Below are 24,896 nucleotides of genomic sequence, written 5' to 3'. Positions count from 1 at the left end.
AACGCCGTGATGTCCCTTCGGTTTGCGGGGCATCGCGAACCAGCTGGAGGAAACGATGTCGGCACCCAACAGCCTGAAAGAGGTCTATCTCGACGAGATGCAGGATCTCTGGTCAGCCAACGACCAGATGGTCAGAGCCGCGCAGCAACTCACCGGTCAGGCGAGTGATCCGAAGCTCAAGCAAATGCTGGAGAAGTCGGTCGGCGGGATCCAGAAGCACACCGACGTGCTCAAGAGCCTGATCCAAGCCAACGGCGGTGAGAACAAGCCCGAGCACTGCAAGGGTATGGAGGGCCTCGTGGCCGAGGCCGTGAAGCACGGCATCAAGGAGGCGCCGAGCGACGGCAAGCTGCGCGATGTCCAGATCATCGCACAGTACCAGCGCATGTCACATTACGGCTTGGCCGGCTTCGGCTCGGCTGCCGCCTACGCCAAGGCGCTCGGCCGCACGGACGACGCAGCCAAACTGAAGCAGGCGGTAGACGAGATCTACAAGGGCGACGAACTCGCCAGCCAGCTGGCTGAGACGGTCGAGAAAGCGGCGGCCTGAGAGGCACACCAAATTCACTGATCACGACGGCGGGCGCACCACCTAGGCGTGCGCTCGCCTACGACGTTCCATCGTCACCTCTTATGCAAATGGCACGGCTGAGTTCCAGCTGCGCCGTTCCACTGCGCTCGCCCTACTAGAACTCGACGGTAGGTAGCGTCGCTGCGAATGTACGAAAAAGACCGTTTGTTTTACAGGCCTATAGCTGCAACGAAACGGCTCTCTTTGTTCCTCAGCGTTCGGTCCTGCCCAGTTCGCGATCAGGCGCGGATCGACCCAGAAGGCCGGTAACGCGAACCAATCCACGCATCCGGACTTGTCGGACGCGGTCATGGCGAAGGTGCGATGGGGGAGCTGATGTCGCGAGCACGCGATTGAGCCGCCGAGGCGCGAAAAGCCCGCCCCTTTCGCATCGGGGCGGGCTTTTCTTTGGGACAGGAGACAATTTGCGACGATTTGATGGTGCCTACTAACGAGAACTAAGCTGCACGCACGTTTGCAAGAAATTGCAGCACTTCTATGCGCAAGGTGCGTGATTGTTCGGCTAGAGTGTCTGCAGCCGCCGCAACGGAATGCGCGGCTTCACCCGCGCTCTCCGCCGAGCGCGCCACCTCGGAGATGTTCACGGTCACTTGATCCGTGCCAGCGGAGGCCTGGACCATGCTGCGCATGATCTCCTGTGTGGTCGCGCTCTGCTCCTCGACGCCGGCGGCGATGCTCATCGTCACACCATTCATCGCGTGGATCTGCTCGACGATGTCCCGGATCGCCTCAGCGGCACCGCCCGTCGCTGCCTGGATCGCCGTGATCTGACGGCCGATCTCCTCGGTCGCACGTGTGGTCTGGCTCGCCAGTTCCTTCACCTCGGCGGCGACGATGGCGAAGCCTCGCCCCGCCTGGCCGGCCCGCGCCGCCTCGATCGTAGCATTGAGCGCCAGGAGGTTCGTCTGCCCAGCGATGCGCGAGACGATACCGGTCACGTCACCGATACGGGTCGCGGCAGTGGCAAGGTCTACCATGGTCTGGTCGGTACGAGAGACGGCTTGAACCGCATGAGCCGACATCGCGGTGGCCTGCTCGACCTGTCGACCGATCTCCTGGACCGTCACACCGATCTCCTCGGCTGCTGCCGCCACGGCATGCACGTTACCACTGGTATGCCGCGCGGCTCCCGCCGCCGTGGCCGAACGGTGAGCGGTGCCGTCTACAGCCGCCGACATCGTGTCGGATGAAGCTTGCAGACTGCCGACCGCTTGCCCGACATGCTCGACGATCGCGCCGACAGAGTGCTCGAACTGGTCGGCGAGATCGCGCAGCATGGCACGTCGTGCTTGCTCTTCGCGCAGGCGGCCGGCCTCCGTCGTCGCGAGTTGCTTGGCCGCTTCCTCCAGCGACATGTCGCGGACAGCCACGACCGCCCGGGCGATGGCGCCGATCTCGTCTCCGCGGTCGGCCCCCAGGAGCCTCACGCTGGTATCGCCCTGAGCCAAGCGGCTGGTATCGGCGGTGAGCCGGACCAGAGGCTTGGCCAAGCTCCCGGCGAGCCACCACGCCGTGGCTGATCCAAGGACGACAACGGCGCCTGCGAGGCCCAGCATCATCCAGATTTTCGAGGCAGTCGCCTCGCGGGTAGAGCCGATCCGAGTGCGGGCATCCTCTGCCGCAAGCGCGACGATCTCGCCGAAGCGCTGTTGCAACCCGCGGCTGCGGCGCGTCATCCGCTCCTGGGTCGGGATCTCCCGCGCCGGCCGGACACCGAGCAGGATCTCCGCATCAGCACGCCATTGAGCCGCATCGGCGTCCGTGTTGCGCGACAACACTCGCATCCGGTCGGATAGCGCGGCGTTTTTCAAGCGCGCGAGTAGGCTCGCCAACTCGTCGCCCGCCGTGGCGAATTGAGCGTTAATCGGGTCCATGTCGACGAGATCGGTCATCGCGGTCACGCGTGCCACCAGCGCTTCCGCCTGACGGAAATGGTCTCGGGCCGCGCGGCTGACCTCGTTCGCCTCACTCGTGCGCTCGGTAAGCCCTGCAAGATCCGTAACTGCTCCCAGGCCGACAAGCCCGGTGACGCCTGAAAGGAGGGCCGCCAGGAGCATGAAGGCGAGCAGCGGAAGAAGGATTTTATAGCGGATTGACATCGTGCGAAGTTCCGTCGTCAGCGTCAGTTCGGCAGGTTCGGCAGAGCGGTTTGCGTCTGCTCGGCGGTCAGGGAGCGCAGAAAGGCGACCAGATCCGCGTGTTCCGCGGTGCTGAGGCTGAGCGGCTTCATCAGCGGCGACTTGGAGGGCCGAGGCACGCCGCCACTCTCGTAGAAGGTGATGATCGCATCGAGGTCGGCGAACTGACCAGCATGGCCGAACGGCGCGCGGTAGGTCAGATTGCGCAATCCCGGTGTCTTGAAGGCGTACTGCGCCAGAGGGTTGTCGGGATCGAACGCCGCTCGACCGACATCCTTGGTCGGGATACCGATGTCGTGGAACTGATTGTCCGTGAAGTTCCAGCCGGTATGACAGCCAGAGCATCCAGCCTTGCCGTTGAACAGGGCAAAGCCACGTTGCGCGGCAGGCGAGATTGCCGCCTCGTCACCCTCAACCCAGCGGTCGAACGGCGCGGATCCAGCCACGATCGAGCGCTCGTAAGTCGCGATCGCCGTGAGGATGTTGTCTTGGGTGACGCCGTCCTTAGGAAACAGCTTCGCGAACCAAGCGCTGTACTCCGGGACGCCTTTCAAGCGTCCGATAATCTGGGGGAACTTACCGTCCATTTCACCTTCGGCCGTGATCGGGCCCATGGCTTGCAGTTCCAGGTTCGGCGCGCGTCCGTCCCAGAATAAAGTCGGGATCCAAGCCGCGTTCAGCACAGTTGGGGCCTTGCGAGGCAAAGGCTTGTTCGTCGCGCCAATTGCGCCCGCAACTGGCACTTCAAAGCCGAAAGATGGATTATGGCAGCTCGCACAGCTGAGGTTCTGCTTGCCGCTGAGGCGAGGATCGAAGAACAACATCTTACCGAGAGTTGCTAGTTGCGGCGAGTATGGCCCGTCTTCGGGAAAAGGGATGAGGTCAGGTCTCCTATAGATTGACTTCTCATCTTTGTAATCTTGTGCACCCGCACTAAAACTACTAAAAGTCAATACCGCGGCCAAAGTATGTGCAATCGTCCGCAGGAGCGGCATGGCTGTCTCTTGATAATTTTGAGGATTAGCAATAAATCTAATAATGAAAAATAGTTAATTAAGTATGTCTTTGTCTTATATCAGTTGCTATAGCTGCGGCGACAATTTGCCTTATCAGTCTCTGATGAGCGGGCCTGCGGGGCATTCGCCCTCAAATTGAAATGGGCGAAATTGAAACCTATAGGTTGTAAGGACTAGCAATCTCGCCAGCCTGCCTGATCCTTGAGGGTCTCCCAGATCTTGGTCCAGTCGAAAGGTGAGCCTCCGGGGTCTCGTTCGGCGGCCGGTTGAGCCGCCGCAAAGGCGAATCCCTGGGGCGTCAGCCTTCCCAGGCCTTGCGATCAGGCCAGACCGAAGCGATGGGGGACGTCAATGCCCGAAAAACTCGTGCTCGGCGCGGACCAGTTAGTTTGCTGGGTCAGGATCACCGCCTATTCGGTCGAGCGCCAAGCCGGCAACATCAAGCCCTCCGACCTGTGGGTCGGGAGGCCTGAGCGCTGGCCGGATCTGATCGTGGAGGAGGGCGCGAAGGGGGATCTATTCGGCGGGGAGGTGCGGACGTGAAGCGCTACGCGAACGTAACCCCGAGCCTGTCGGACTGCCGCCAATCCACGCGGACGTCTCGGATCTCACCGCTGTGCCCGACGATGAGCGTGAACGCGTCGGGGAGACTGGCAGCACTGACGACCTTCAGCAATGCGCCGGAAGCCGAGCGTTCGGCGAGCGTGCAGGGCGTGCGCCTTCCGCCGTCGGTGAGGATGTGCGCGGGAAAGTTAGTTGCGGCGCGCAGACTTTCGCGTCGATCCTGGGGCAATGAACTTTCCTCTAAGCTTGTTCTTGCGTCAGACCAGGACGTCAATAATCTGGCTAACAGATGCGTTGGTGCTTTGCGGCGCAGGCGGTGGAGCCTGCTCCTCAATGGCGACGGGCACGCTTTGCTTCTCGTTCGTCGGCATACCGGTTCGCGCCGCCTGCAGCTGCGCCGCTCGGAGCACCGCAAAGTAGCTATCCGCCGAAACGCTGATCATCACGCGCGTCTCCTACCTTTGCGAGCATTACTTTCAAGAATTAAAATTTAATTAAAGCGCCTAGTTGCGGAGTTTCTTAGTGGTTTTTGCAGAGCCTGCCGCCTATTTTTTCAGCAAATGCACGCCTTTATTCCATTTATTAGCCGGCACAACCTCGCCCCGGCCAACGCCCTCGAAATGGCGGAGGCGGCATGACCAAGAGAGTCCTGAAGTCCCTCCCGCCGCCGACCAAGACCGAGAAACGCCTGCGCCGTTGGTCGGGCTACGGCGTCGCCGAGCGGCACAAGGAGCTGGAGCACCTGCGCCGGTCCGTGCCGACCTGTCCCGCCATCCCGGCCCTAGATGTTCGGTCCCGGCATGTGGTGTGACGGATCGAGCCTGAAGCGTTCGGGCTCTTTCGTCCAGGTTTGGAAGATGAACTCGTAAGGCGTGAGGCCGCGCAGGGTCTTGTGCCGGCGGCCGTAGTTATAGGCATCCACGAACGGCTTCAGGTGCAGCCGGAGTTCGTCGTGGCTGGCGTAATGGTAGCGCTTGACCTACATACCGAAAGCCGACGTTCGGTCTTACAACGTACCTAGCGTTCTATAGCCACGTCCGAGTGGATCACTGGGTGAGCAGGAGCTTGCCCGGCAGCGGTCCAACGCCTTTGGGGACCGGAACGCTCGTCCCATCGTAGTTCGCGTTGAGGTAGAGGTTAGGTCCCTCATAGAGGTTGAGCTGCGCGGCGACAATCACGGTGTAGGCCGATTGATCGGCGACAGGTTTGTCCGCATCGATCACAAGCCGCCCCGCCGGCAGATAGATCGTGCCGAGCATCGTGCGCGCGTTGTCGCTGATGATGCGGTATGTCCGCAACGGCCGTGTCAGACCGAGAGGCTGGGGCGTCGGTGAAGGCGCCGGTGTCAGTGGTGAAAGCAGGGCGCCGATGAAGCTGATGATTGCTGCCGTCGGATCTACGGGGTCGCCGACGGTACGGTCCTCGGCAATCAGCAATCCGGCCATGATCCCCGTGGTTGGCGCCGCTAAGCTGACAGTGGACAGTTTGTCGAACAGCAACCCAGCTTGGTCGCCCGTGAAGAACAGGCCGACATCCGTGCCCGTCAGCGACCCTTTCTGATCGACGACGAGCGGCCCATCCTTCAGGACGTAGACGCCGGCTCGAAGCGTGACATTTGCCTTCTTGGTGATGTGCAAGCCACCACAATAAGTGCCCGGATCGAGCGTGACGCTCTGATCGACCAAGTTCTTGCTGGTGTCGCCCTTGCTGTTGGCCGAGGCCGGGATCGGGGTGCAAGTGCCCGGTGTGGGCAGAGCGCGATCTTTGAGCGGGTCGCCCAGAGACGGGCAACTGGTCTGCGGCGGTGGCGCGAAGTTGGCCCGCGGTCCGCTGTAGCCGCCCGCTGAGCAGATGGTCTGTGCCTTGGCTATGGCACTGTTGCCGCCGACCATACCGATCGCGTTGGTCGAGTTCGAGTAGAGGGAGCACCCGTCGGCGGTGACCTCAGCCCTCTTCTGCAAGTTGAAGGCGCCGGGCGCGGCGTCGCCGAGGGTGAGCATGCACAGCCGCATCTTGCCGACGACGTTGGCCCGCGCCTGCGCTGACACCGTCATGGCGCGCAGGCCCACGAAGGCGCCGAAGGCAAGCTTCACCGTCTCCTCAGCGCGGGCGAAGACGCTGGTCTTGTCCGACGCGACGGTGACGGTCAGCGTGAAAGGCCGATCCGGCAGGGGATGAGCGTTATCCCGAACTGCCTGTTCGGTCACGCCCTTGACGGACTCGACGGTCGCAGATGCAAGCTTGAGAGTGTTGCCGCCAGCGAGTGTCCCCACGTCGACGGCATTCTGAAGCTGGCTGCGGCGATACGAGAGGCGGGCGTAGTCGATGCCGCCGCCGACAAGACCGATCAGCACAGTGGCGCTCAGACCGAAGATGAGCGCGACGCCGCCGCGGCGATCCGCCCAGAGGTTGGCCCGACGACTTCGTTCATCGGAAGGATCGAAGCGCTGCATGCAGGGAACAGCCATGGCAGGGATAACTTGAAACTCCGACCTCTGGTCTCCCGGTCGAACGTTGATGAGAGTGGCTGTAATAAGTGAAGATTAACTTAAACTTAGCATAATCCTTTGTATAAAATTTAGACAAAGACAGCTAAATAGCCATACAACTTTTGCTTGCAGCAATCGAGAGGCGGTTGAGAAAGCTTGATCTAAATAATCATCTTGTTCTCTCGAAAGAGCACGGCTGCCACAGTTCAGGATTTGTTGAAGACCCAAGTCGAGCTACCCGCAAGCCGCCCTTCTGGCATTCGAGTGAGAGTAATAAGTGGCGCAGCGCCGATGTCCGCTTCCTGGCATTATCGTCCAAAAGCGGACCGTCTCGAAACCACCATAACCAGTCATTCCGCGCTAGCGGGCATCTATGTACGAAAAACGACGGCTTCCCGATATCGGCATGCTCCAGGTTTTGACCTTTCTCAGGCATTCGGAAGGTCCGCTAGTCGGCAGCACGACCAGCCCAGACGACAGGGCGTGGCCGGTTGTGGCTCCTCCGCTACGAGCCTCGGATCGGGGGCAGGTGAGGGGTCAGCAGTGCGGCGAGAATTTCAGAGGGTTTTCGGTAGCAGTCAGGAAGTGCACGCCTTGCCGTTTGGCAAAACGATTTCGTTGTATGTCGATTTATAGTTCTGGCCGGCCCGAACTGGCCAGGGCACACTTGCCTGGAATGTGAACTGGTTGCTTGCCCCACCCACGAGCCGCATGACGCTGCTGCCGAACATCGCTGGATACGGCACGCTCACTTCGGCCAGCACGTACCGCATCCCGGCGAGTTGGAAGCCTTCCGGAACCTTGAGGTCACTCGCTGCCCCGACTGTCCGCGCCGTAGCGTTGCTGCTGGCGTAGCTGGAACACACGCGCGGCTGCTGACCGGCACCGTCAGCGGGGACGCCGAGCGCGCTGATGACGATCTTGGCTCCGCTGCTGGGATAAGGCGTGAGCACCAGTTTGGCCGCGGCCACGATATCGGACATCGACGCCGCCGCCATCGTGGGCTGCCCGTCACCTTGAGACGTGAGGTCGGCCACCGCGCGTGCCAGAAGTGTAACTCTGCGGTAATGATCGATCGCGCGCCCAAACTCCGTTGTGCCGAAAAGAAGCGCCAGCGTAATCGGTAGGATCAGCGCGAACTCGATCGCCGCGACTGACCGGCCCCCACGAGGTGGTCCAGAAGCAAAGTTAGTGCGCGGTGGGCCGCTCCACCACGGGTAGCTTGGCCGGCGGAGCCGGTCGGGCGAGCGCAGCCGGCCAAGCGGTGAAGGCTGGCACGAACACCTCCGGGGCTGGCGGGCGGTATCCGAGTGAAGCGTGGGGGCGAACGGCGTTGTAGTGCCGTCTCCAGCTCTCAATCACGATCTGTGCCTCCTTGAGGGTGTAGAAGATCTCGCCATTCAGGAGTTCGTCCCGCAGGCGGGCGTTGAAGCTTTCAACGTAGCCGTTCTCCCACGGTGAACCGGGGGTGATGTAGGCCGTCTTGGCGCCAACCCCGGTGATCCAAGCCTGCACGGACTTGGCGATGAACTCAGGGCCATAGCACATCGGGAAGATGGCTCGACGGTTCTGGGGCGGCGCGCGAAGCCATGCTGAGCGCAGCGCGCCGCCCTGGGCGGTCATGGCCGATCAGCAGGTCTCTAGAGTGACGGTGTTCGAAGCCTCATTCCGGAGACGGATCGACCATGACCAGACCACAGCTTACGCCGCCGGCCGGCGTTCTCGTAGCCATCGACGTCGCCAAGGCCCGCAACGAGGTCCTGATCGAGGTGCCCGGCTCCGGCCGACGACGCCGGTTGAGCGTCCTCAACACCCGCGCCGAGCACGACCGTCTGATCGCGATCCTATCTGATCTCGGCCAGCCGGTGACCTGCGGCTTCGAGGCCACCGGCAACTATCACCGCCCGATTGCCTGGCGCCTGCTCCAGGCCGGCTTTGCCGTGCGCCTGATCTCGTCCGTGGCGCTCGCCCGCACCCGTGAGGCCCTGCACAACGGCTGGGACAAGAACGATCCCAAGGATGCGCAGGTCATGTTGCACATGATCCGCATCGGCGCCTCGCAGGTGTACCACGATCCACTCGCCGCCGGCATCAACGACGTGCAGGAACTGTCCAAGACGCACGACGCCGTCTCAAAGGCCAAGACCGAGGTGCTGCATCGGATCCTGACCCACTACCTGCCGCTGTACTTCCCGGAGGTCGACCGCTTCCGCCACAACAGCCGCTCGGACTGGTTCTTCGCCTTCCTCGATCGCTTCCCCACGCCCGCCAGCATCACCGCGCTGAGCAAGGAGGCCTTCATCGCCGCCGCCTGGGATGTCGTCGGGCGCAAGGTGGCCAAGGCGCAACTGCTCGGCGACATCTACGAGACGGCCCGCAGCTCGATTGGCCTGCCGGTGCCGCCTGACGCTCCGGCGGTGAGCATGCTCCGGCTCGTCATCGGCGAGGTGCGCGGGCTGATCCAGCAGCGCGACGCCATCGAGGCCATGGCCGACGCCCTCCTGACCGACAGCTCCGACTACAAGCTGCTGCGCCGCATCCCTGGCATCGGCCCGATCAACGCCCTGACCATCCTGGCTGAGGCCGGCGATCTGCGCCGCTTCGGCCATCACCGGCAGTTCCTGAAGTTCTGCGGGCTTGATCTGGCCACCCAGCAATCCGGCACCTTCCGGGGCCAAACCAAGCTGTCGAAGTACGGAAACGCCCGCCTGCGCCGGACCCTGTGGCTGGCTGGACAGGTCGCCATCCGGCAGCGGGAGAACGGCTTCCGCGACAAGTTCGAGCGCTACATCGCCCGCGATCGGCACAATGCCGACCTGCGGCGCAAGGCGCTGACCGCGATCACCGCCAAGATGGCGCGCGTGGTGCACGCCGTCGTCAAACGTGGTGACGACTACCGGCCCTTCGTCGAGGGACCGGTACCAGGTGGGAGAACCCCTCTCAGTTGAGCCGTGAGGGCGTGAGAACCACGACCCTGTAGACAATGCTCGGGTCTCCTGCCTGGATCGACATCTCATGTTGAGGACGGTGAGGACCACGGCGCGACGTGCGCCGGCTGGATCCTGTGTTCGCTATGGCTGAGAGTTCTTCCGGATCGGCAGGAGCCACCTGGATCGACGTTGACGAAGTTCACGCCGCGAGCGCATGTTCGCGGACAGAGACCTGTTGCCCGGCCAGCCGTCCTTCCTCGCTACGTAGGACGTTGTCCGAACGCATGTGTCCCGGCACTCCGCGCAGAATGAACAGATCAGACAGCACATCGATCACGTCGATCGCCTTGAGCTTGCGGGCGACCCGGATCGCCAGGCATTCGTGCGTGAACTCGCCGACCACGTTGAGCATCCGGAACTTGCGCCCATCGTGCGTGCGTGCCTCAACGAAGTCATAGGACCATACGTGATTGCGGTACTCCGGGCGAAGACGGATGCAGGAGCCGTCGTTGTCCCAGATCCGCCCCCGCTTGGGCTGCTTGGCCGGGACCTTCAGGCCCTCACGCCGCCAGATCCGCTCGACGCGCTTGTCGTTGACGAGCCACCCGGCCGCCTTCAGCAGCGCACTGATCTTGCGGTAGCCATAGCGTCCATACTGTTCGGCCAACGCCACGAGGTCGGCCGTCAGCGCCTCTTCGTCATCACGGCCCCGCGGCACCTTGCGCTGTGTCGAGCGATGCTGACCGAGGGCCCGACAAGCGCGGCGCTCGGAGACGTGCAAGACATCGATGATGTGCTCGACACAGGCGCGTCGGCGCGCGGGGCTCAGATGGGGTATTCGGGGTGCCTCGCGCAGCGGAAGCGGCGGCATGATGGCGCTTCGATCCAATCCCGGAGCCCCACCATGAGCGAGCAGCACCACGTCGGCCTCGATGTCTCCGTGAAGGAGACCGCAATCTGCATCGCCGATCCCCATGGTAAGGTCGTGCACCGGGCCACCGTCGAGAGCCATCCCGAGGTGATCGGCCGGCACCTGATCGACCTCGGCCACAGCTACGCGCGTGTCGGCCTGGAGGCGGGACCGCTCTCACCGTGGCTCTACGCCGGCCTGGTCGAAGCCGGACTGCCGGCGATCTGCGTCGAGACCCGCCACATGCATGCGGCCCTCTCGGCCCGCATCAACAAGACCGACCGCAACGACGCGATGGGCATAGCCCAGATGATGCGGGTCGGCCTGTTCAAGCCGGTCCACGTCAAAACGCCGGCCAGCCAGCAACGCCGCCTGCTCCTGACCTCGCGCAAGCTGCTTCAGCGCAAGGCTTACGACATCGAGAGCGACCTGCGCGGCCAACTGCGCAACTTCGGCCTCAAGGTGGGTGTCGTGGGGGCTGCCGGGTTCGAGCAGCGCGTACGCGACCTCGTGCTCGATCTGCCCTTCGTCGCGGCCGTGGTCCTGCCGCTGCTGGAGGCGCGCTCGGCGCTGCGGACCCAACTGGCCAAGCTGCACAAAATGCTGCTGGACCAGGTCCGCACCGACCCGGTCTGCCGGCGCTTGATGACCGCGCCCGGCGTCGGGCCGGTCGTGGCGTTGACCTACCGTACCTGCGTCGACAACCCAGCCCGCTTCGGACGATCGCAATGCGTCGGGGCGCATTATGGTCTGACGCCGCGGCTCTACCAGTCCGGCGAGACGATGCGGGTCGGCCGAGTCTCGAAGTGCGGCGACACGATGATGCGCGCCGCACTGTATGAGGCCGCGCTCGTGCTGCTGACTGGCCCTCGGGTTCGATGGTCCTCGCTGAAGGTCTGGGGGCTGGCTGTGGCCAAGCGCAGAGGCATGCAGAAGGCCCTTGTGGCCGTCGCCCGCAAGCTGGCGATCGTGCTGCATCGCATGTGGCGCGACGAGAAGGATTTCCGCTGGTCGACCGAAGCCGCGACGGCGGCCTGAAGCTTACGGATCAGCATCACGTAATACCGAGCTCCTCCGGCGTGGAGGAGGTCCCTGTGGGGACGACGGGAGCGGGTGAGACCGAGGAAACTCGAGCGTCGGTTCTGCCGAGCGCGCGGCTTAGATGGATCCGCCCACTCCCTCTAACCCCATCATGAGGCGGCGCTCGCTGACCTCGGAGAGAAGCAAGAGCTCCACAGGGCCGATCACGCGTCGAACCAGGATGCGCACGAAAGGGCGTTGACCGATGAACCCCGAATAGAGAAAGTTTCCCCGGGATGCCTCCTGCAGGATCAACTTGTCGAGCGTGAGGTCCGCGATCGCCTTGCGCAGCCGCTGGTTCTCGGTCTCCAGATCCCTCATCCGGCGAACCTGATCGCTCTTCAGGCCGCCGAACTCACGCCGCCACCGGTAGTACGTCACTGAACTCACGCCGATGGCGCGGATGGCGTCGGAGACGCTCTGGCCCTGGGAGATCAGCACATCCGCCTGCCGCAGCTTGGCAACGATCTCCTCGGGCTTCGGGTGCTTGGCCATGTCATCCGTCCTCCTGGCTCAAAAGCCATACCAAAGGGCGGACCACTTCAATGGGGGCGGATCAGTATCGGCGCTGGCGACGAGGAGAGCGGTGGCGTCGGCGACACTGGACTCGACAGCACGGATGCGCACGGCATTGCCGTAATCGATCACTAGGCCGCCCGCACCGAGGAGCAGAGGTAGGACAAGACCGAAAATTATCACGACATTGCCGCTCTCGCCCTTTGCCAGGGAGAGCAGCCGGCGCCGCTCATCTCGCCGCATAGAACCTTCTCAGCGCCTTGGCTTGAGGGCAAGGCCAACGTGCAACGCTCAAGCTCACGTGTGCCTGTGCGGTCTTAACATCAGGCTGCAGCTGCTGAAACAAGATATGCAGAATTCAATGTCGACCTTTTTCTTCTGTTACAGAGTTAATCTTTACTAAATCAGCGCACGACCTTAGCTTCGATCTAGACGACCGCTCATGCAAAATTTTTTGAGGTAGTTATTTAGGTCCGGCAAGTACGCGCGAGTGATCGGCCGAATAATCTTAGTTATATCGTCCACAACTCGGATAAGGTTATTCAAGGCTGAATGATTGACCGGAAAAACAAGATCGACACGCGAGCTAGAGCCGCTATCAGCCACAACCCCATGATCGAGAACAGAAATATCGCAACCGGCATTAGGTAGAACGGGCTGAAGTTTGACATTCCTGATTGCTCACTGACCGAAATATGTGTCGCAGAGCAGGCCATCAGTAGATAGGTCATCCATGCCGCTTCGATAACCAAAAAAGCAATGATCCATCGACGTAGTTCGCGCATTTTTGTCGCCCAACCTTCATCAATACTAAGATCATAAGCGTAAATTTGGAATTCCAGGCTTACGCTGTGGAACTTTCTAGCATTATCGCAATCATTTATAAACATTCCCAAGAAATTTGGCATGAAACTGATAGAACGTCCGCTTCCGGATTAACAATCAACGTCCGGTTGCCACCGAGGGTGGGTGAAAACGCGGAGGCGATAGAAAAATCTTCCCGAGGCTTAACCTAGGCAGCACCGATTAGACATCCAGACCACGTTAGAACAGTCATCAAGCGGGACTGCATGTCTGTCGCCTGGAGGATTGTTCTACAGTTTTGGGGGCGCGTTTCCGTTTTCGCACAGCCTGCACCCTTCGCGGAAATCGGTCCTATCATCTCCGCATGTCTGGAAAACGATCGTTTTTCCGACGATCGCTGGCCACGCATGTTGGGGCCGCCAAATTGGCTGCAAGCCTGTCGGAAAACGATGACGGCTTATCACATGTCGGCAAAACGTTTTTTCTGACGCCGGGAATTAGCGTGCTGCGATGTCCGGTTTGCCACGTCGAGCGACCAGAAGCAGACCAGCGGCTTTCGGCCAGAGTGCGTCACGCCGGATCGCCATCACGCGCAAAACCGGACATTCGGCTTCGCGCCCATGTTGGCCATTCGCTGGCCTTTTCCGGTATCTCCGAAGCGGACATCAGCAGTGTCCGGATCACATGTCCCGCTTGCGTTCCTCCCGAACCATCTTGCTTCGCATGCGGCCGCTGGATCACCGAAGACACACTCGGGGCCGACGTCGGCTATAAGCTCTGATCGACAACATATATTTATCTAAGAGTTAAAGTTATACTATTATCATCGATGATCAAACCGGCAAATCCGGAAATAAGCTTGCTGTCATCTGAGTGGCGAAGTCCTTGAACAAACGAACCGGCTGCGGAAGATGGCGATGGCCCAGATGGACCAGCGACAGGTCGAAGGTTCGAAACTGCCAGCCCGGCATCACCTCGATCAACCTGCCATCCCGCAGCGGCTCTGGTTGGACCACCGGCGGCAGGTCGCCGATACCAGATCCTGCCATCAGCGCCGTCGCGAGTCCGATATAGTCGTTCATCGTGAAGTGCGGTTGGAAGGTGACGGTCTCCCGGTCCGCATGTCCGGCACGGATGAACGTCCAGCGATGGTCCGGCTTGCCCAGCGAGAATGCTAGGAGCCGGTGATTGTGCAGGTCTCGCGGTATGACCGGTGCTGGATGCTCCGCCAAATAGCCTGGGCTCGCCACGAGACGGTGGCGATATGTGAGAACGCGACGAGCGACCAAACCCGAGTCGCGAAGGGGGCCGCGCGCGTGGTTCCGGAAATCCGACGGATGTTTAACCTCCGCTCGGTCCTTAATTGGATGGGGTAGCCATCTCATGCTGGCTCGGCGCATCCGCCCCTCATCAATTCGCTGACCGTTTCGCCCTCAAACCAGCCTCTTCGCGCATCAGGGCCTGCTTGACGAAGGTGCGTAGGGCAAACACAGCCACGAACATCAGGATGGCCTGCCAGCTGCGCAGCTCGATCGTCTTCAGGAGGGTCGCGGCTGTCTTGAAGCCAAGAGCCGCCACGATGCCGTCGGCAACGATGAGGCGGGCCGCATCGATGCTCTCGCGACTGCCAAACCCGACGGCGAGATGCAGAAGGCCGCGCGTACAGCCGAACACGACGAGTAGGGCACCCCCGAACTCGATCAGCGTCGCCAGTATGTTGATCCAGTGATCGAGCAGCGACATGGGCGCGATGCCTCAGCGCGGATCCGATACCGGACCGGCTGATCCACTTCCCAACGGCCGTCGCTCGGCCTTGTCGATCTCCTGCTGGAGGAAGTAGTTCAGGATCGTGCGGATTGCCGCGATGGCGGCGAGTTGGCCGATCTCTGACCAGGTCGGCGCCACAGCCGTGCGCAGGATATCCGCACCCAGCTCGAACTCCAGCGCCACGGCGAGCCAGCGTCCGAGCTTCAGCCGCACCTGCTCCTTGGCTGCCTGCGGTCCCTCGCCAACGATCCGTGAGGCTGCGTCGGGCAGGAACAGGAGCAGAGCAGACAGAACAGCCTCGACAGTGGCAAGCCCGATGATCAGCGCCGCCGCAGCCTCAGTTCCGACCGCCAGCCAGAGCGTGAACGCCTTGATGGTCTCTTCCATACTTCGACCCTGAGCCGAGCTGCCGCATCTAGGTGTCTGAGCGCGACCGCGTAGCACTCCAGCTCCCGGTACACGCGACTAGGCCACCCTTCGTCTGCCACGTGCCTCTACCCGTTCCTTTCGGGTCGAGGCTGCCGGTGATCGGCACCTTGACCGACCCCTTCGTGATGGTCGCCGTGACGACGCCGCTAGACGTGACACTCCCGTCGATGTCGATGTCCTCACCCGGGATCGAGGTGTCGTTGTCCTTGATCTGCACGTGGTAGGTCGTGCTGGGCGAGCATGGGCCTTCGGTCGTGACCGCCGTGATGCTCCATGAGCCATCATATTGGTCCGGCACGTGGACCTTCTTCGTCGCTGCACTCGCTGGGCAGAGTGCGCTGATCGACAAGGCAGCCGCGAGGACCGCGGCGGGGGTGCGTGCCATAGACGGCTCCAAAGATTGCGCCGTCAGGACTGACCACGTCTCCGTCAAACCATGGGATGCCGCACACGGTTTCCAAGGCCGAGACCGCCTAGACGCGTCAGATACCGGGACGGGTTTTCTCATTGACCGTCAGATCGTTGGCTCGCACCTTGGAGCGTCCTCACGAGGGACACCCTTCGGCCCGGTCCAGCAGACATCCCCCCGTCCCACGGGTCGGGCCGGTGGGCGTCAGATATCCACCGCCAGAGTTAGGCGGAACATCGCAGCGCAGCATCGGTTGGCGCATTGCAGCAAAGCGATAGCGCCAGCATCGCCGCGCTGCAGCCCTTCTTGGGCGTTTCCTCCCTAGACTCAGGCCGCTCCTCTGGGGCGGCCTCTTTTGTTCGGGGTTGCTCGGCGATCTCGCCACGGCCGTGCGATGGCGGGATAGCACAGAGCGTCAGGTTAGTGCCTGCGGATGCGGCGATAGCCGACCATTGTACGTGTCAGCCTTGAGGGGGCAGCCATTGTGCGCCTTGCGGTGATACAGGCGTCGTAGAACCTTCGGCCCGCTATACGTCCCGTTGACCGCCACGCGCCCGTGACAGGCCGGACAGCGCTTGACAGCCATGATGTGCAGCGCCGCGGCTTCGTCCAGACTGACGGCAATCCAGGCGCCCCCGATCTTCACTTCACAGGTCTGCGGATCAGGGCTCGGCATAGCTCCGACATGTCATGCTGAAGCAGAGGTCGCCAGCGCCCTAGAGTCACAGGTCGTTGAGGCTCGCGCGTTGGGGATTGCGATCGGTTCATGCGCGCGCGTCGGCCCGGGAGTTCGTGTTGGGCGAGCTTGCGCCGCAGCGCCATCAGAAGCGCATCCGCTCACGCCTTCAGATCTAACTCGTGCGCCTCCAAAACAGCCTGCTGCGCGGCACAAGAAGACCACCCGGTTCGCCGGGGCGGGCTTTTCATGGATAGACGGCGCTGATCAACACATGCGGATCAATCACGCGTAACCGGAGTTGGGTCGAAACAGGAGTTTCCTGCCCGGTCCATATGATTAGGCGTCTAACATGATCAAGACAATTCTAACCGCAACTTGCGTTGCTGCGCTCGTCTCGCCGGCTCTCGCGCAAGCTGTGATTGAGACACCCACCAGCACGACCGTCGTCGTTCCGCCCGGCTCGCCCGGCGTGGTGACGCGGCAGAGCGGCTCAACCGGTGCTCCAGGTGCCGGCACTTACACCCCGACTGGCCGCGCTGCGGATGGTATCACGCCTGAGTCAGCCGCGGGCGGCAACGAGGGCCAGCCCTCGCGTGCCGGCTCAACGGGGAGCACGGGCGGTAGCAACGGCAGCGGCGGCTAAGCCTCTCCGAGCTCAGTCGTGAATGCCAGAGAACGCGGCGATTTTCTTCTCGACTTTCTTTGCCCGCCCGGCTCGCTCCCGCGGCGGGCCTTTCTGTTATAAGCCCATCCTAGCTATGCCGTGGCGCCCCGTCTCAGCGCAGGTGCCAACGGAGCCTTGTGGTCCGCGTTGACACCAAGGTGCGAGGCTCAGAGCCCGCCCGGCAGTTTGTCGTGCCGGGTTCTTGTTTGCCTCCGACGTGGCGCGGACCAATCGCAGCTACCAGTTCACCTGCCCGACGCGGAGCTGCCCGATCAGGCCAGCGCCTAGTTGCGCGCCTTGCCCTCCGTCGCAAGCGCGGTATCGGAGCGCTGTACCAGCTTTCCATGCTTGCGGATCGCCCAGTGATAGCCGCCAGCGACCCGCCGAGACGGCACAGGTTCGAACGTGAAGAGCTGGCGCTGGTCGCCTCAGCTCATCCTGTAGTTCTCCAGTAGCCTGGTCAGCAGGGAAAGACGTGCAGCATCCCGCCAATCACGCCAAGCGTCCCGGATCCGATCAACCCTGCAAGGATGTATAGCCGCATCCAGCTTTGCTCGGCGAACGGCGGCGAGCGGCCGTCTTCCGGGTCATCTAACCAATCTGCCACGGGGTCTCGTCGGGTCGGGCGTGCTGGGGAGCGCGCACCCTATGGCTTTGCCACGACGATGTGATGACCTTGGCCGTATCGTCGGCTCGGTCAGTGCACCTGTTGTTGGCCCCGACGGGCATCTCTACGCCTATCCTTCTTTCGGCGTGTCACGGGAAGTGGTGCCTCGCCCTCCTCAGCAGCACGCTCGCTCAGCGCGAAGGCTTGAAGTCGATGCGCGCGCTCCACGTCGCCTTCCACGGTGCTGGTAAGGGCGTAAAAGGCGGCCGGCACGATGTCCTTCTTGGACGCTTTCGGGTGCTTCTCGCGAACGGCCGCGATCAGTTCCTTGCGCTTGATCCCAGGCCCAGCCAGCCCCTGCAACGTGGTAGCAAGTTGCTCGATCGTGGCCATGATCGCTCCTTCTGCCGATAAACAGTCGGCCGGCTAACGTGTACGGAGCGTCAGTTCATAGGCTCTACGTTGAAGGCATCACAACCCCGTGCTCCTGGCCGAAGCGGCGCAGTTCGCGCTTCACCGCTGGGGCGGTATCGCTAAAGCTGCATGGTAAAGCTTGGTGATTGATGCTCGACCGACCCATCGTTTCCCTCGCCGTGTGGCTCTCGAAGCCGATCGGCTTTCTGGCGACATGCTTCACGGTCGCGGCGGGCCTGGGGGCTGGCGCCCTCCTCAGCTTCAACGACCACTGGGCGCTCGTCTTCAACCTGTTCCTGTCCATCGCCGCCATGCTCCTGGCCGGCGTGATCCTGGTGGCCGGCGCACGGGACATCGCGGCTATCCAGATCAAGCTCGATGAACTCATCCGCGCGGTGGCTGACACGGACGAGCGCCTGATCGGGATTGAGGACCTCAGCGCCGAAGAGCTGGAGCTTCTCAGGCAGGACAAGGCGCCAAGGCCACCCGCTTGATGGGAAGCGCTGGGCGGCCGTGATCGCATCGTCGTAATGCATAGCTTAAGAGGGGGTCTGGTGGATTGACAGAGGGCGACAATGGGCAAGGACAAAAAGAGCACGTTCCCCGGCTCCGTGCGGGACCACCAAGACGCGATGAAGGCCGAGGCTGAGAAGGTCAGCACCAGGATCGACGAGGCATTCGGAAAGCTGGCCAAGAAGATGCGCGAGCGCGCGGACAAGGCAAAATCGAAGATGGATGGGACGCGCAAGCCCGAGAAGCGGGCGGTCCTGCTGCGGCGCTTTGAACTCTACGCGGATGCGGCAACTCACCTCGAAGAGCGCCTTCCGCAACGCGACGGTGATTGATCCAGATCTTACGTTCGTGATCGATGTCACTGCAGATCCAAGCTCCGAGATTACAGCACCGCAGTATCCTAATCTCGACATTCCTTTTGGCGCCACAACACTGCGGACTCAAAATCTTCTTGCGCTTTGCCGAGCCTATGGAACTCGACGCCGCAGGCATAACTGGATGGACTTGTCTGCAGGCACCTTGTGTACCTTCGAAGATAGATAGAAATATCGTCTAGGGCCTGATTATAGCTGCCCGCTGCATCCTGGCATCCAGCGACGGCAGGCATCACGTTGGCAGCTAATGCGACGACCGTCATGACGGATCGGGTCATCAGATTACAATTTTATGACAGCGTCTCATTGCCGCTTTATTGCTCAATAATTTCATGCTCGGCAAGATGAACGGATTACGCTATCTGAGCAAGCGCCTCATTTATTTTGTTCAGAGTTCTGCGGTGCTTCGCCCGGCACATCAGGCAGCACTTCACCTAAAGATCCGGGATGGCGTGCGCAGGCGCGTCGATGCCGAGCCGCCTCTTAAATGAGCATTTGGGATGACGCCGCGGCGCCATCTTCATCGCAAACCTTGGGAACAGGGGCGGCACTCACCAGTTCACCACCGGATGAGAGATCAGAGGCCCACCTGTGACCCGTGGATCTGATCCTTCCCCCGCTCATTTGCTGCCAGGCGCAGCCCTGTTCGAAGTAGCTCTGGAAGCGATCGGCGAGGCGGTGCTCATCACCACGCCAGAAATCGATGCGCCCGGTCCGGTGATCGTCTACGCCAACCCAGCCTTCTATCGCATGAGCGGCTACACCCACGAAGAAGTCATCGGGCGCTCGCCGCGGTTCTTACAGGGACCGGGGACTGACCGCGCGATGCTCGACCGAGTGCGCAAGACGCTCTCACGAAGCGCGTCGTTCCAGGGGGAGGCGGTGAACTACCGCCGGGACGGCAGCACCTACCGCATGGAGTGGCTGATCACCCCCATGCAGGACGGGTCAGGGCAGATTACCCATTGGATCTCGGTTCAGCGTGACATCACGGGCCTACGGCAGACCGAAGCGGCACTGCGCGAGGCTGGTGAGCGCGCCCGAGCCGGGGAGCAGCGTCAACGACTTCTGGCCGGCGAACTGCAGCACCGGACGCGCAATCTGCTCGGCGTGGTCATCGCGATCGCGAACGGCACGGTGAAACAACGCGGCTCGGTGGAGACGTTCGGGCACCGGCTGCAGGCGCTCAGCCGGGTCCAGGGCCTGCTCAGCGAGGGCGGTACCGACACGGTAGAAATCGGCGCGCTCGTCCGGGCTGAGCTGGCCCCATATGCCGATAGCGCGTTCGACCGCGTGACGATCTCCGGGCCGGAGGTGCACCTGACAGTGCGGCAGGTGCAGAACTTCGCCCTGGCGGTTCACGAGCTGACCACCAACGCCGTCAAGCACGGTGCGCTGAAGGGCGAGACCGGCCGGCTCGGCGTAACCTGGGAGGTGGCGCTTGATCAGCGCGGGCAACACCGGCTTGCCCTGATCTGGGTTGAGAGCGGCGTCGCCGTCGATCCCGACAAGATCATGCACCGCGGCTACGGCGCGGAATTGATCCAGCAGGCCCTGGCCTACGCGCTCCAGGCGCAGGTCGACTACCGGCTGGACGAGGACGGCGTGCGCTGCCGGATTGAGCTACCGATTGCCTGATGCATCGAGGAGGCGGGCAGCAACTGGAAAACGCAGCCTCAGCCCGATGGCCGGGCGGCCATATCATCATGGCTCGCCCGGCCCGCGCACCCCGTCCGCGCCGCGATTGCTAATCTGCAGGCGGGATCGAGTTCTGAGTGTAGCGATTCGCGGGTCACCCACGTGCCATTGCAGCCTTGTGTTTCATCCGGTTGAAACGAACCCACCGAACCGACGTTAATTCCGTAGCGTGCCCTTATGTGAATGGGCCGCCGCAATCGTCCAGGTGAATGTCCGCTATCGAGGAGCGTTCGCGGCTCCTTAGACGACCGGAATGGGCGCTTAGCCGAAGGTCTGCTTCCGGGCAGAAAGAATAAGTTTGGAACTACTCGGGTTCCCAGCTGAGGGCGCTTACACACAGCTGTTCCCAATTTGATGTTCCCTTAAACGGCAAGGCGCGCTGCACGGACCCGTCCTAGCTTTCCTGAGTAGCGACGTCCTCGCGCCAACCGCCGCAGCGTAATCTGCTACTCGCCCTTTGGCGGCCCCTGGCCTCGTACGGCAGCGGGTTGTCCTTGCGCCTCAGCAAGTCCGCAATCGTGTCCCGGTGCCAGCCGGTCATCTCGGCGAGCTCGGTTATGGGGTAGGTCCGGCCGCGGGGCGCGGCGGCGTCGGGCGATGGCGTCGGCTGGCCGGTCACGGCACGGGTTACTCCGCATTCGGGTGGCGGGTTTCCCCTGCCGGGTCAGGGGCTTGGCCTCGCATCGAATGCGGAAGCCTCCCACGAAATTCTACAAGTCGCGCGGTCCCGGGGGCGAATGCTTCCCCGCAGGTTTCTCCAGGCCCAGGGGACCCCATGCCATGGGTGGGAGGGGGCAGGCCCCGCGGCCGCGGCGGCCATGGCGCGCCCTAGGCGCGCGCCGGGCGGCGTGGGGCGCCGGCACGGCTTGGGAGGCCGGGCAGGCGGGGCGGGCCCTGGATCACGTGCGCCACGGCGTCCGGAAATGCGGACGCCACCATGGACGGGTCGGGCTCCCTCCCCGTCGGCTCCCGTGCCCCCCTACATCACCATCCCCTGGGTGCGAGGCCGTCCCACCCTACCCGGGCCCATGCCCGCGGCTGCCGCGGGATCGGCATCATCAGCCCGGGCAGGTTCGGCCCGGGCCCGTCATGCGTTCCAGGTCCCAGGGGGGATGGGGTCAGGCCGCGCCGAGCCGGCGCATGCCGCCGTTGGCCGCCCGGTACTCGATGGCGTCGCGCAGCTCACCTCCCATCTGCGCGGGGATCCGCTCGACGGCCTTGCGCATGGCCTTGTCGTAGAAGGGCTGCATCACGGGCTTGTACGTCGCCTGCTGGATCGCGACGAGGAGCGCGCGCGGCCTGCCGAGGTTCACGACGATCTCGCGCCCGTTCTTGCCGATGGGCGCATACCCGCGCGGTGGGCGGGCGATGTAGCCCATGACGCGCGACCCGCCCACGTCCAGCTCACCCTTGTAGACGCCCCACCTGCCGGGTGCGCGATGCTTGGCCAGCTGCCCCAGGGCCTCACGTGCGAGGCGCGCGGCGACGCCCCCAGGCAGGTTGCCATAGCTGTTGCGGTTGATGCCCTGGGTGAGCTGCAAGTTCTTCCAGTTGGGGACGAGGATGGTGTCCTTGGCCAGGCCGACGTCGCCGGGGCGGCGGACGTTGGGGCCGTCGCCCATGCTGTACTTCATGACGATCGACTGGCTGGGCAGGACGAAGACGTCCGCGTCGACCTCGTCGGACCCCTTGTTCAGCGCGCGCATGTACTTGAACGCCCGCCGCATCCACGGCGTGGGATCCTGGAACGCCTCGTCGACGGCGGCCGTGGCTCCCCCGGCGGCCGCCTTAGCGACCTCCGACATGGTCCACGCGCAGGCGCGGCGGTAGCGCTTGAGCGACGTTTCGGACAGGAAGGCGTGCTGCCACTGCCCGACCTGGTTGCAGATGTCGCTGATGACGTCGAGGGGGATGCCGGCCATGGCGGCAGCCTACGCGGGCCCCCGTCACGGCCTCCAGGTCACACCAGAGCCGCGCCATGCGCCCGGTTGAAGGGTTGCAGGTGCGCGGCCGATCCGAGGGTGCAAAGTTGCACCGCTCGACGTGTAAACCTGCAACGGCGAAATCGGCATTTCCCCTAGGGGAGAGGCGTGGAGGGCGGTGACAATACTAATAGCGACCGACCGGCCTTAGCCTCGGTCCCACCTCTCCACGCCCCGTCAGGGCCCTCTCGGGGCGCACGCCCAGATCTCTCAGTATTGTGCCCCGGCGCCCCAGCCAAATTTCCGTGCCAACTGCCTCTTGTGATTGGCAAACCGAGGCGTATCATCCGTTGCAGGTTTGCAGATCTAGGCGCCATGTCCCTGACCTCCCGCCCCACGTCCTCTCGCCGCCGCGCCCCGTTCGTGCCGAAGGCCCGGGGCGCGCTGTCCGAGGCCCTGACCTCCGTGCAGGACTTCCTCAGGGTCGCGCCGTCGGTCCCGCGCTCCGTAGCATGGCTGCGCGACCGGACGCTGGCCGGGGGTGACGGCATCACCGCACGCGACATCTCCTTGTTCGAGGCCCTGGTGGCGCTGACGGCCCAGGGCGAGGAGACGGAGACGTCGATCCGCGCCGCGCGGCTCTGCTCCGTCGCGTCGGCGCTGACGGTCCTGTCGGCCGGTGGGCACGACGCGCAGCCGCGCGAGCTCGTCGCCGCCCTGAAGAGGCTGTTCGGCCGTGCGCCCGAGCCGCTGAAACGGGGCGCGATGTTCCACTTCCACCTGCCGGCGTGGGCCGTTCCGCTGCAGCAGCCCGGCAGCCGGTACGCGCACCTCGACCTGTCCGTCCTCGCCCGGTTCCGTCGCCGGTCCTCCTCGCTGCTGTACCGCCAAGTGCTCGCCCACGTCGCGGCCGAGCGGATCCGCTACGAGCCGGGCATGCAGCCCTTCGTCATGGAGTACAGCCCCGAGGACCTCGCCGCCGCGCTCGGCATGCCCGAGCCTGCCCCCGGCGCGAGCCTGCACGTCGGCCAGCTCCGGATCCGGTACCTGACGCCGGCCGTGGAGGAGATCGCCGAGCACGTCCGGTCGTTCGAGATCGTCTCAGTCGGGACGGCGCACGATACGCGCCGCCGGGCGGGCGAGATCGTCACCGGCGATGACGGCGCTGCGCTGCAGGCGCGCGCCGTCGCCTCGATCGCTCTCACCATCCGCCTCTGCCCGCCCGAGCGCCTGGACGCCGTGCCGACCCGTGCCTTGGACGAGGAGACCTTCGCGTCGCTCTGCGAGCGCCGGGACGCGCCCCCGTACGCCGTGCGCCCTGAGACGATCGTCCGCCTCGGGTCGAGTCTGCCGAGCGCCCGGCTGCGCAATCGGAAGACGGGCCGGGCCGCACCGCTCCTGCAGTCCGAGATGCGGGTCCGCCACGACCTATGGCTCGCCGCGATCCACGAGGCGCTCACGGGCGAGGCGATCACCCCGGCCTTCGAGACGGGCGCCTGCCGTGGGCAGAGGCTCCTCGACGCGATCGCCCGGGACGGGGCCGACAAGGTCTTCTGGGCGTTTTCCCACGCCGAGGCCGCGGCCCCTGACATCGGGCCGGCCATCGCGGAGCGATACCGGTTCAAGCAGGAGATCGAGAAAGCGAGGAAGCTGCGCCTGAAGGCTTCCACCGTGGCTGCCGCCCAGGAACGCCGGCGCACCCTTCGGGAGGCACGGGCCGATGGCATGGCTTCGCCCAAGCCCGCCAAGAAGCGCGTGACCGTTCCTTCGAAGCCCACGGTGCCGATACCCTCAGACGACCCCGCCATGCCGATGCCTCCCACCACCGTGGACCTCACGTCGCCTGCGGCACGTGCCGAGGGTCTGCGGCTGTATCGGGAGTGGCAGCCTGCCTTCGAGTACCCGTTCGCCAAGGCGGTCCTGGTGGCCGCCCGCGTCAAGCAGGCCTTCGCGGCAGGGGAATACCCGATCCTCGCCGAGGCGGGCGATGCCTACCTGGAAGCCATCGCGCGGCTGGACAACGTCACCCGCGCCTTCGTGCCGGGGCTGACGGTGGGCAAGCAGGACGAGAACGCCTCGCACTACGTCGCCATGCTGGCGATGAGCTGGCCGACGAGGGTCTCGAACGGTAGGTCCGTGAACCCGGCTGCCGAGATCGCCGCCGACCGCGCCCTGGTGAACCGCGCCGTCAAGCGCGACCGCGAGGCCGACCGGGTCGCGAAGGCGCAGGCCGAGGCGCGGAAGTCTCCGCCCCCGCCGAGGCCGACCGACGGCTTCCGCGACGGCTACGTGCCGAAGCGGGCTTCCTGACACTGACGGCGAGGGGAACGACCTCGCCGCCTCCCTCTCCCAAATCGCCCGAACGGCCTGAGGCTCTCCCG

General features: G+C 63.6%; 26 protein-coding genes and 4 pseudogenes. 10 read left to right on the top strand and 20 right to left on the bottom strand.

Annotated elements, in window-relative coordinates:
• Positions 1-55: 55 nt before the first annotated feature.
• Positions 56-550 (top strand): ferritin-like domain-containing protein, encoded by a 495-nt coding sequence (locus tag M6G65_RS14425; protein ID WP_238199957.1) that lies wholly within the window; start codon positions 56-58, stop codon positions 548-550.
• A 479-nt stretch (positions 551-1,029) separates the two neighbouring features.
• On the opposite strand, the gene M6G65_RS14420 is transcribed toward M6G65_RS14425, so the two are convergent.
• Together M6G65_RS14420 and M6G65_RS14415 are read right to left on the bottom strand one after the other, a co-directional pair.
• Positions 1,030-2,691 (bottom strand): methyl-accepting chemotaxis protein, encoded by a 1,662-nt coding sequence (locus M6G65_RS14420; RefSeq protein ID WP_250104087.1) that lies wholly within the window; start codon positions 2,689-2,691, stop codon positions 1,030-1,032.
• A 23-nt stretch (positions 2,692-2,714) separates the two neighbouring features.
• Positions 2,715-3,725, bottom strand: a complete 1,011-nt coding sequence (locus tag M6G65_RS14415) for a cytochrome-c peroxidase (RefSeq protein ID WP_238199937.1) — start codon at positions 3,723-3,725, stop codon at positions 2,715-2,717.
• A gap of 372 nt (positions 3,726-4,097) precedes the next feature.
• On the opposite strand from M6G65_RS14415, the gene M6G65_RS14410 reads away from it, so the two are divergent.
• Entirely contained in the window at positions 4,098-4,289 is a 192-nt protein-coding gene (locus M6G65_RS14410) for a hypothetical protein (RefSeq protein ID WP_238199936.1), read from the top strand.
• Between the two features lie 4 nt (positions 4,290-4,293).
• Here M6G65_RS14410 and M6G65_RS14405 read toward each other — a convergent pair whose 3' ends face one another.
• On the bottom strand, positions 4,294-4,539 hold the full coding sequence (locus tag M6G65_RS14405; RefSeq protein WP_238199935.1) for a PilZ domain-containing protein: 246 nt from the start codon (positions 4,537-4,539) through the stop codon (positions 4,294-4,296).
• A gap of 28 nt (positions 4,540-4,567) precedes the next feature.
• Positions 4,568-4,756: a hypothetical protein gene (locus tag M6G65_RS14400; protein ID WP_238199934.1), complete on the bottom strand. Its 189-nt coding sequence runs from the start codon at positions 4,754-4,756 to the stop codon at positions 4,568-4,570.
• Positions 4,757-4,944: 188 nt separating this feature from the next.
• Here M6G65_RS14400 and M6G65_RS14395 point away from each other — a divergent pair, with 188 nt between their 5' ends.
• On the top strand, positions 4,945-5,121 hold the full coding sequence (locus tag M6G65_RS14395) for a hypothetical protein (protein ID WP_250104086.1): 177 nt from the start codon (positions 4,945-4,947) through the stop codon (positions 5,119-5,121).
• Here M6G65_RS14395 and M6G65_RS14390 read toward each other — a convergent pair.
• The 4 genes and pseudogenes from M6G65_RS14390 to M6G65_RS14370 form a co-directional block, all read right to left on the bottom strand.
• A pseudogene (locus M6G65_RS14390) lies at positions 5,092-5,289 on the bottom strand (IS3 family transposase); the annotation flags it as partial. The gene M6G65_RS14395 and the pseudogene M6G65_RS14390 sit on opposite strands and share 30 nt — an antisense overlap.
• Positions 5,290-5,356: 67 nt before the next feature.
• On the bottom strand, positions 5,357-6,763 hold the full coding sequence (locus M6G65_RS14385) for a TadE/TadG family type IV pilus assembly protein (RefSeq protein ID WP_250104085.1): 1,407 nt from the start codon (positions 6,761-6,763) through the stop codon (positions 5,357-5,359).
• Between the two features lie 614 nt (positions 6,764-7,377).
• Positions 7,378-7,836 carry a pilus assembly protein gene (locus M6G65_RS14380; protein WP_238199960.1) on the bottom strand — a complete coding sequence of 153 codons (459 nt, stop codon included), beginning with the start codon at positions 7,834-7,836 and terminating at the stop codon, positions 7,378-7,380.
• A 151-nt stretch (positions 7,837-7,987) separates the two neighbouring features.
• Positions 7,988-8,338, bottom strand: a pseudogene (locus tag M6G65_RS14370) (integrase core domain-containing protein); the annotation flags it as partial.
• 146 nt (positions 8,339-8,484) lie between these two features.
• Here M6G65_RS14370 and M6G65_RS14365 point away from each other — a divergent pair.
• The gene (locus M6G65_RS14365) at positions 8,485-9,747 is read left to right on the top strand and encodes an IS110 family RNA-guided transposase (protein ID WP_238200363.1); all 1,263 of its coding nucleotides are present in this window, start codon (positions 8,485-8,487) and stop codon (positions 9,745-9,747) included.
• Positions 9,748-10,000: 253 nt separating this feature from the next.
• Here M6G65_RS14365 and M6G65_RS14360 read toward each other — a convergent pair.
• Positions 10,001-10,591, bottom strand: a pseudogene (locus tag M6G65_RS14360) (IS3 family transposase); the annotation flags it as partial.
• 42 nt (positions 10,592-10,633) lie between these two features.
• On the opposite strand from M6G65_RS14360, the gene M6G65_RS14355 reads away from it, so the two are divergent.
• Complete coding sequence (locus M6G65_RS14355; RefSeq protein WP_250104084.1) at positions 10,634-11,677, top strand: IS110 family RNA-guided transposase; 1,044 nt, start codon at positions 10,634-10,636, stop codon at positions 11,675-11,677.
• A 261-nt stretch (positions 11,678-11,938) separates the two neighbouring features.
• Here the strand turns inward: M6G65_RS14355 and M6G65_RS14350 are convergent.
• From M6G65_RS14350 to M6G65_RS14310, 10 genes and pseudogenes are all read right to left on the bottom strand, one after another.
• Positions 11,939-12,214, bottom strand: a pseudogene (locus M6G65_RS14350) (transposase); the annotation flags it as partial.
• An 18-nt stretch (positions 12,215-12,232) separates the two neighbouring features.
• Entirely contained in the window at positions 12,233-12,478 is a 246-nt protein-coding gene (locus M6G65_RS14345; RefSeq protein WP_238197729.1) for a pilus assembly protein TadG-related protein, read from the bottom strand.
• Between the two features lie 299 nt (positions 12,479-12,777).
• Entirely contained in the window at positions 12,778-13,143 is a 366-nt protein-coding gene (locus tag M6G65_RS14340) for a hypothetical protein (RefSeq protein ID WP_238197731.1), read from the bottom strand.
• A 729-nt stretch (positions 13,144-13,872) separates the two neighbouring features.
• The gene (locus tag M6G65_RS14335) at positions 13,873-14,424 is read right to left on the bottom strand and encodes a substrate binding domain-containing protein (protein WP_238197733.1); all 552 of its coding nucleotides are present in this window, start codon (positions 14,422-14,424) and stop codon (positions 13,873-13,875) included.
• A 25-nt stretch (positions 14,425-14,449) separates the two neighbouring features.
• A complete protein-coding gene (locus M6G65_RS14330; RefSeq protein WP_238197734.1) occupies positions 14,450-14,782 on the bottom strand; it encodes a DUF1622 domain-containing protein in 333 nt (110 codons plus the stop codon).
• Between the two features lie 12 nt (positions 14,783-14,794).
• Positions 14,795-15,193 carry a DUF1622 domain-containing protein gene (locus tag M6G65_RS14325; RefSeq protein ID WP_238197737.1) on the bottom strand — a complete coding sequence of 133 codons (399 nt, stop codon included), beginning with the start codon at positions 15,191-15,193 and terminating at the stop codon, positions 14,795-14,797.
• 28 nt (positions 15,194-15,221) lie between these two features.
• Entirely contained in the window at positions 15,222-15,620 is a 399-nt protein-coding gene (locus tag M6G65_RS14320) for a heme utilization protein (RefSeq protein WP_238197738.1), read from the bottom strand.
• 439 nt (positions 15,621-16,059) lie between these two features.
• Positions 16,060-16,320 (bottom strand): hypothetical protein, encoded by a 261-nt coding sequence (locus M6G65_RS34200; protein WP_488600466.1) that lies wholly within the window; start codon positions 16,318-16,320, stop codon positions 16,060-16,062.
• 1,127 nt (positions 16,321-17,447) lie between these two features.
• On the bottom strand, positions 17,448-17,594 hold the full coding sequence (locus M6G65_RS14315) for a hypothetical protein (protein WP_238197740.1): 147 nt from the start codon (positions 17,592-17,594) through the stop codon (positions 17,448-17,450).
• Positions 17,595-17,684: 90 nt separating this feature from the next.
• On the bottom strand, positions 17,685-17,987 hold the full coding sequence (locus M6G65_RS14310) for a hypothetical protein (protein WP_238197743.1): 303 nt from the start codon (positions 17,985-17,987) through the stop codon (positions 17,685-17,687).
• Positions 17,988-18,157: 170 nt separating this feature from the next.
• On the opposite strand from M6G65_RS14310, the gene M6G65_RS14305 reads away from it, so the two are divergent.
• From M6G65_RS14305 to M6G65_RS14290, 4 genes are all read left to right on the top strand, one after another.
• A complete protein-coding gene (locus M6G65_RS14305) occupies positions 18,158-18,502 on the top strand; it encodes a low affinity iron permease family protein (protein ID WP_238197745.1) in 345 nt (114 codons plus the stop codon).
• An 81-nt stretch (positions 18,503-18,583) separates the two neighbouring features.
• Positions 18,584-18,853, top strand: a complete 270-nt coding sequence (locus tag M6G65_RS14300) for a hypothetical protein (RefSeq protein WP_238197747.1) — start codon at positions 18,584-18,586, stop codon at positions 18,851-18,853.
• Positions 18,854-19,227: 374 nt separating this feature from the next.
• A complete protein-coding gene (locus M6G65_RS14295) occupies positions 19,228-19,386 on the top strand; it encodes a hypothetical protein (protein ID WP_238197749.1) in 159 nt (52 codons plus the stop codon).
• A 100-nt stretch (positions 19,387-19,486) separates the two neighbouring features.
• Positions 19,487-20,533, top strand: coding sequence for a PAS domain S-box protein (locus M6G65_RS14290; RefSeq protein WP_238197751.1), 1,047 nt, complete (start codon positions 19,487-19,489; stop codon positions 20,531-20,533).
• A gap of 1,178 nt (positions 20,534-21,711) precedes the next feature.
• Here the strand turns inward: M6G65_RS14290 and M6G65_RS14285 are convergent.
• Positions 21,712-22,515, bottom strand: coding sequence for a hypothetical protein (locus tag M6G65_RS14285; protein ID WP_238197753.1), 804 nt, complete (start codon positions 22,513-22,515; stop codon positions 21,712-21,714).
• 375 nt (positions 22,516-22,890) lie between these two features.
• Between M6G65_RS14285 and M6G65_RS14280 the strand changes: the two genes are divergently transcribed.
• Complete coding sequence (locus M6G65_RS14280; protein WP_238197755.1) at positions 22,891-24,825, top strand: hypothetical protein; 1,935 nt, start codon at positions 22,891-22,893, stop codon at positions 24,823-24,825.
• Positions 24,826-24,896: the final 71 nt, after the last annotated feature.

The organism is Methylobacterium tardum (assembly GCF_023546765.1).
Lineage (GTDB): Bacteria > Pseudomonadota > Alphaproteobacteria > Rhizobiales > Beijerinckiaceae > Methylobacterium > Methylobacterium tardum.
The sequence above is the reverse complement of the archived record's forward strand: the minus strand, read 5'-3'. Positions and strand labels throughout refer to the sequence as shown.

Bases quoted from the DNA above. Each gene is read 5' to 3' on its own strand.
- M6G65_RS14420 (WP_250104087.1), bottom strand. From the start codon at position 2,691: ATGTCAATCCGCTATAAAATCCTTCTTCCGCTGCTCGCCTTCATGCTC.
- M6G65_RS14280 (WP_238197755.1), top strand. From the start codon at position 22,891: ATGTCCCTGACCTCCCGCCCCACGTCCTCTCGCCGCCGCGCCCCGTTC.
- M6G65_RS14385 (WP_250104085.1), bottom strand. From the start codon at position 6,763: ATGCAGCGCTTCGATCCTTCCGATGAACGAAGTCGTCGGGCCAACCTC.
- M6G65_RS14305 (WP_238197745.1), top strand. From the start codon at position 18,158: ATGCTCGACCGACCCATCGTTTCCCTCGCCGTGTGGCTCTCGAAGCCG.
- M6G65_RS14365 (WP_238200363.1), top strand. From the start codon at position 8,485: ATGACCAGACCACAGCTTACGCCGCCGGCCGGCGTTCTCGTAGCCATC.
- M6G65_RS14335 (WP_238197733.1), bottom strand. From the start codon at position 14,424: ATGAGATGGCTACCCCATCCAATTAAGGACCGAGCGGAGGTTAAACAT.
- M6G65_RS14310 (WP_238197743.1), bottom strand. From the start codon at position 17,987: ATGGCCACGATCGAGCAACTTGCTACCACGTTGCAGGGGCTGGCTGGG.
- M6G65_RS14320 (WP_238197738.1), bottom strand. From the start codon at position 15,620: ATGGCACGCACCCCCGCCGCGGTCCTCGCGGCTGCCTTGTCGATCAGC.
- M6G65_RS14300 (WP_238197747.1), top strand. From the start codon at position 18,584: ATGGGCAAGGACAAAAAGAGCACGTTCCCCGGCTCCGTGCGGGACCAC.
- M6G65_RS14325 (WP_238197737.1), bottom strand. From the start codon at position 15,193: ATGGAAGAGACCATCAAGGCGTTCACGCTCTGGCTGGCGGTCGGAACT.
- M6G65_RS14330 (WP_238197734.1), bottom strand. From the start codon at position 14,782: ATGTCGCTGCTCGATCACTGGATCAACATACTGGCGACGCTGATCGAG.
- M6G65_RS14410 (WP_238199936.1), top strand. From the start codon at position 4,098: ATGCCCGAAAAACTCGTGCTCGGCGCGGACCAGTTAGTTTGCTGGGTC.
- M6G65_RS14395 (WP_250104086.1), top strand. From the start codon at position 4,945: ATGACCAAGAGAGTCCTGAAGTCCCTCCCGCCGCCGACCAAGACCGAG.
- M6G65_RS14355 (WP_250104084.1), top strand. From the start codon at position 10,634: ATGAGCGAGCAGCACCACGTCGGCCTCGATGTCTCCGTGAAGGAGACC.
- M6G65_RS14425 (WP_238199957.1), top strand. From the start codon at position 56: ATGTCGGCACCCAACAGCCTGAAAGAGGTCTATCTCGACGAGATGCAG.
- M6G65_RS14340 (WP_238197731.1), bottom strand. From the start codon at position 13,143: ATGCCAAATTTCTTGGGAATGTTTATAAATGATTGCGATAATGCTAGA.
- M6G65_RS14345 (WP_238197729.1), bottom strand. From the start codon at position 12,478: ATGCGGCGAGATGAGCGGCGCCGGCTGCTCTCCCTGGCAAAGGGCGAG.
- M6G65_RS34200 (WP_488600466.1), bottom strand. From the start codon at position 16,320: ATGCCGAGCCCTGATCCGCAGACCTGTGAAGTGAAGATCGGGGGCGCC.
- M6G65_RS14295 (WP_238197749.1), top strand. From the start codon at position 19,228: ATGCTCGGCAAGATGAACGGATTACGCTATCTGAGCAAGCGCCTCATT.
- M6G65_RS14285 (WP_238197753.1), bottom strand. From the start codon at position 22,515: ATGGCCGGCATCCCCCTCGACGTCATCAGCGACATCTGCAACCAGGTC.
- M6G65_RS14415 (WP_238199937.1), bottom strand. From the start codon at position 3,725: ATGCCGCTCCTGCGGACGATTGCACATACTTTGGCCGCGGTATTGACT.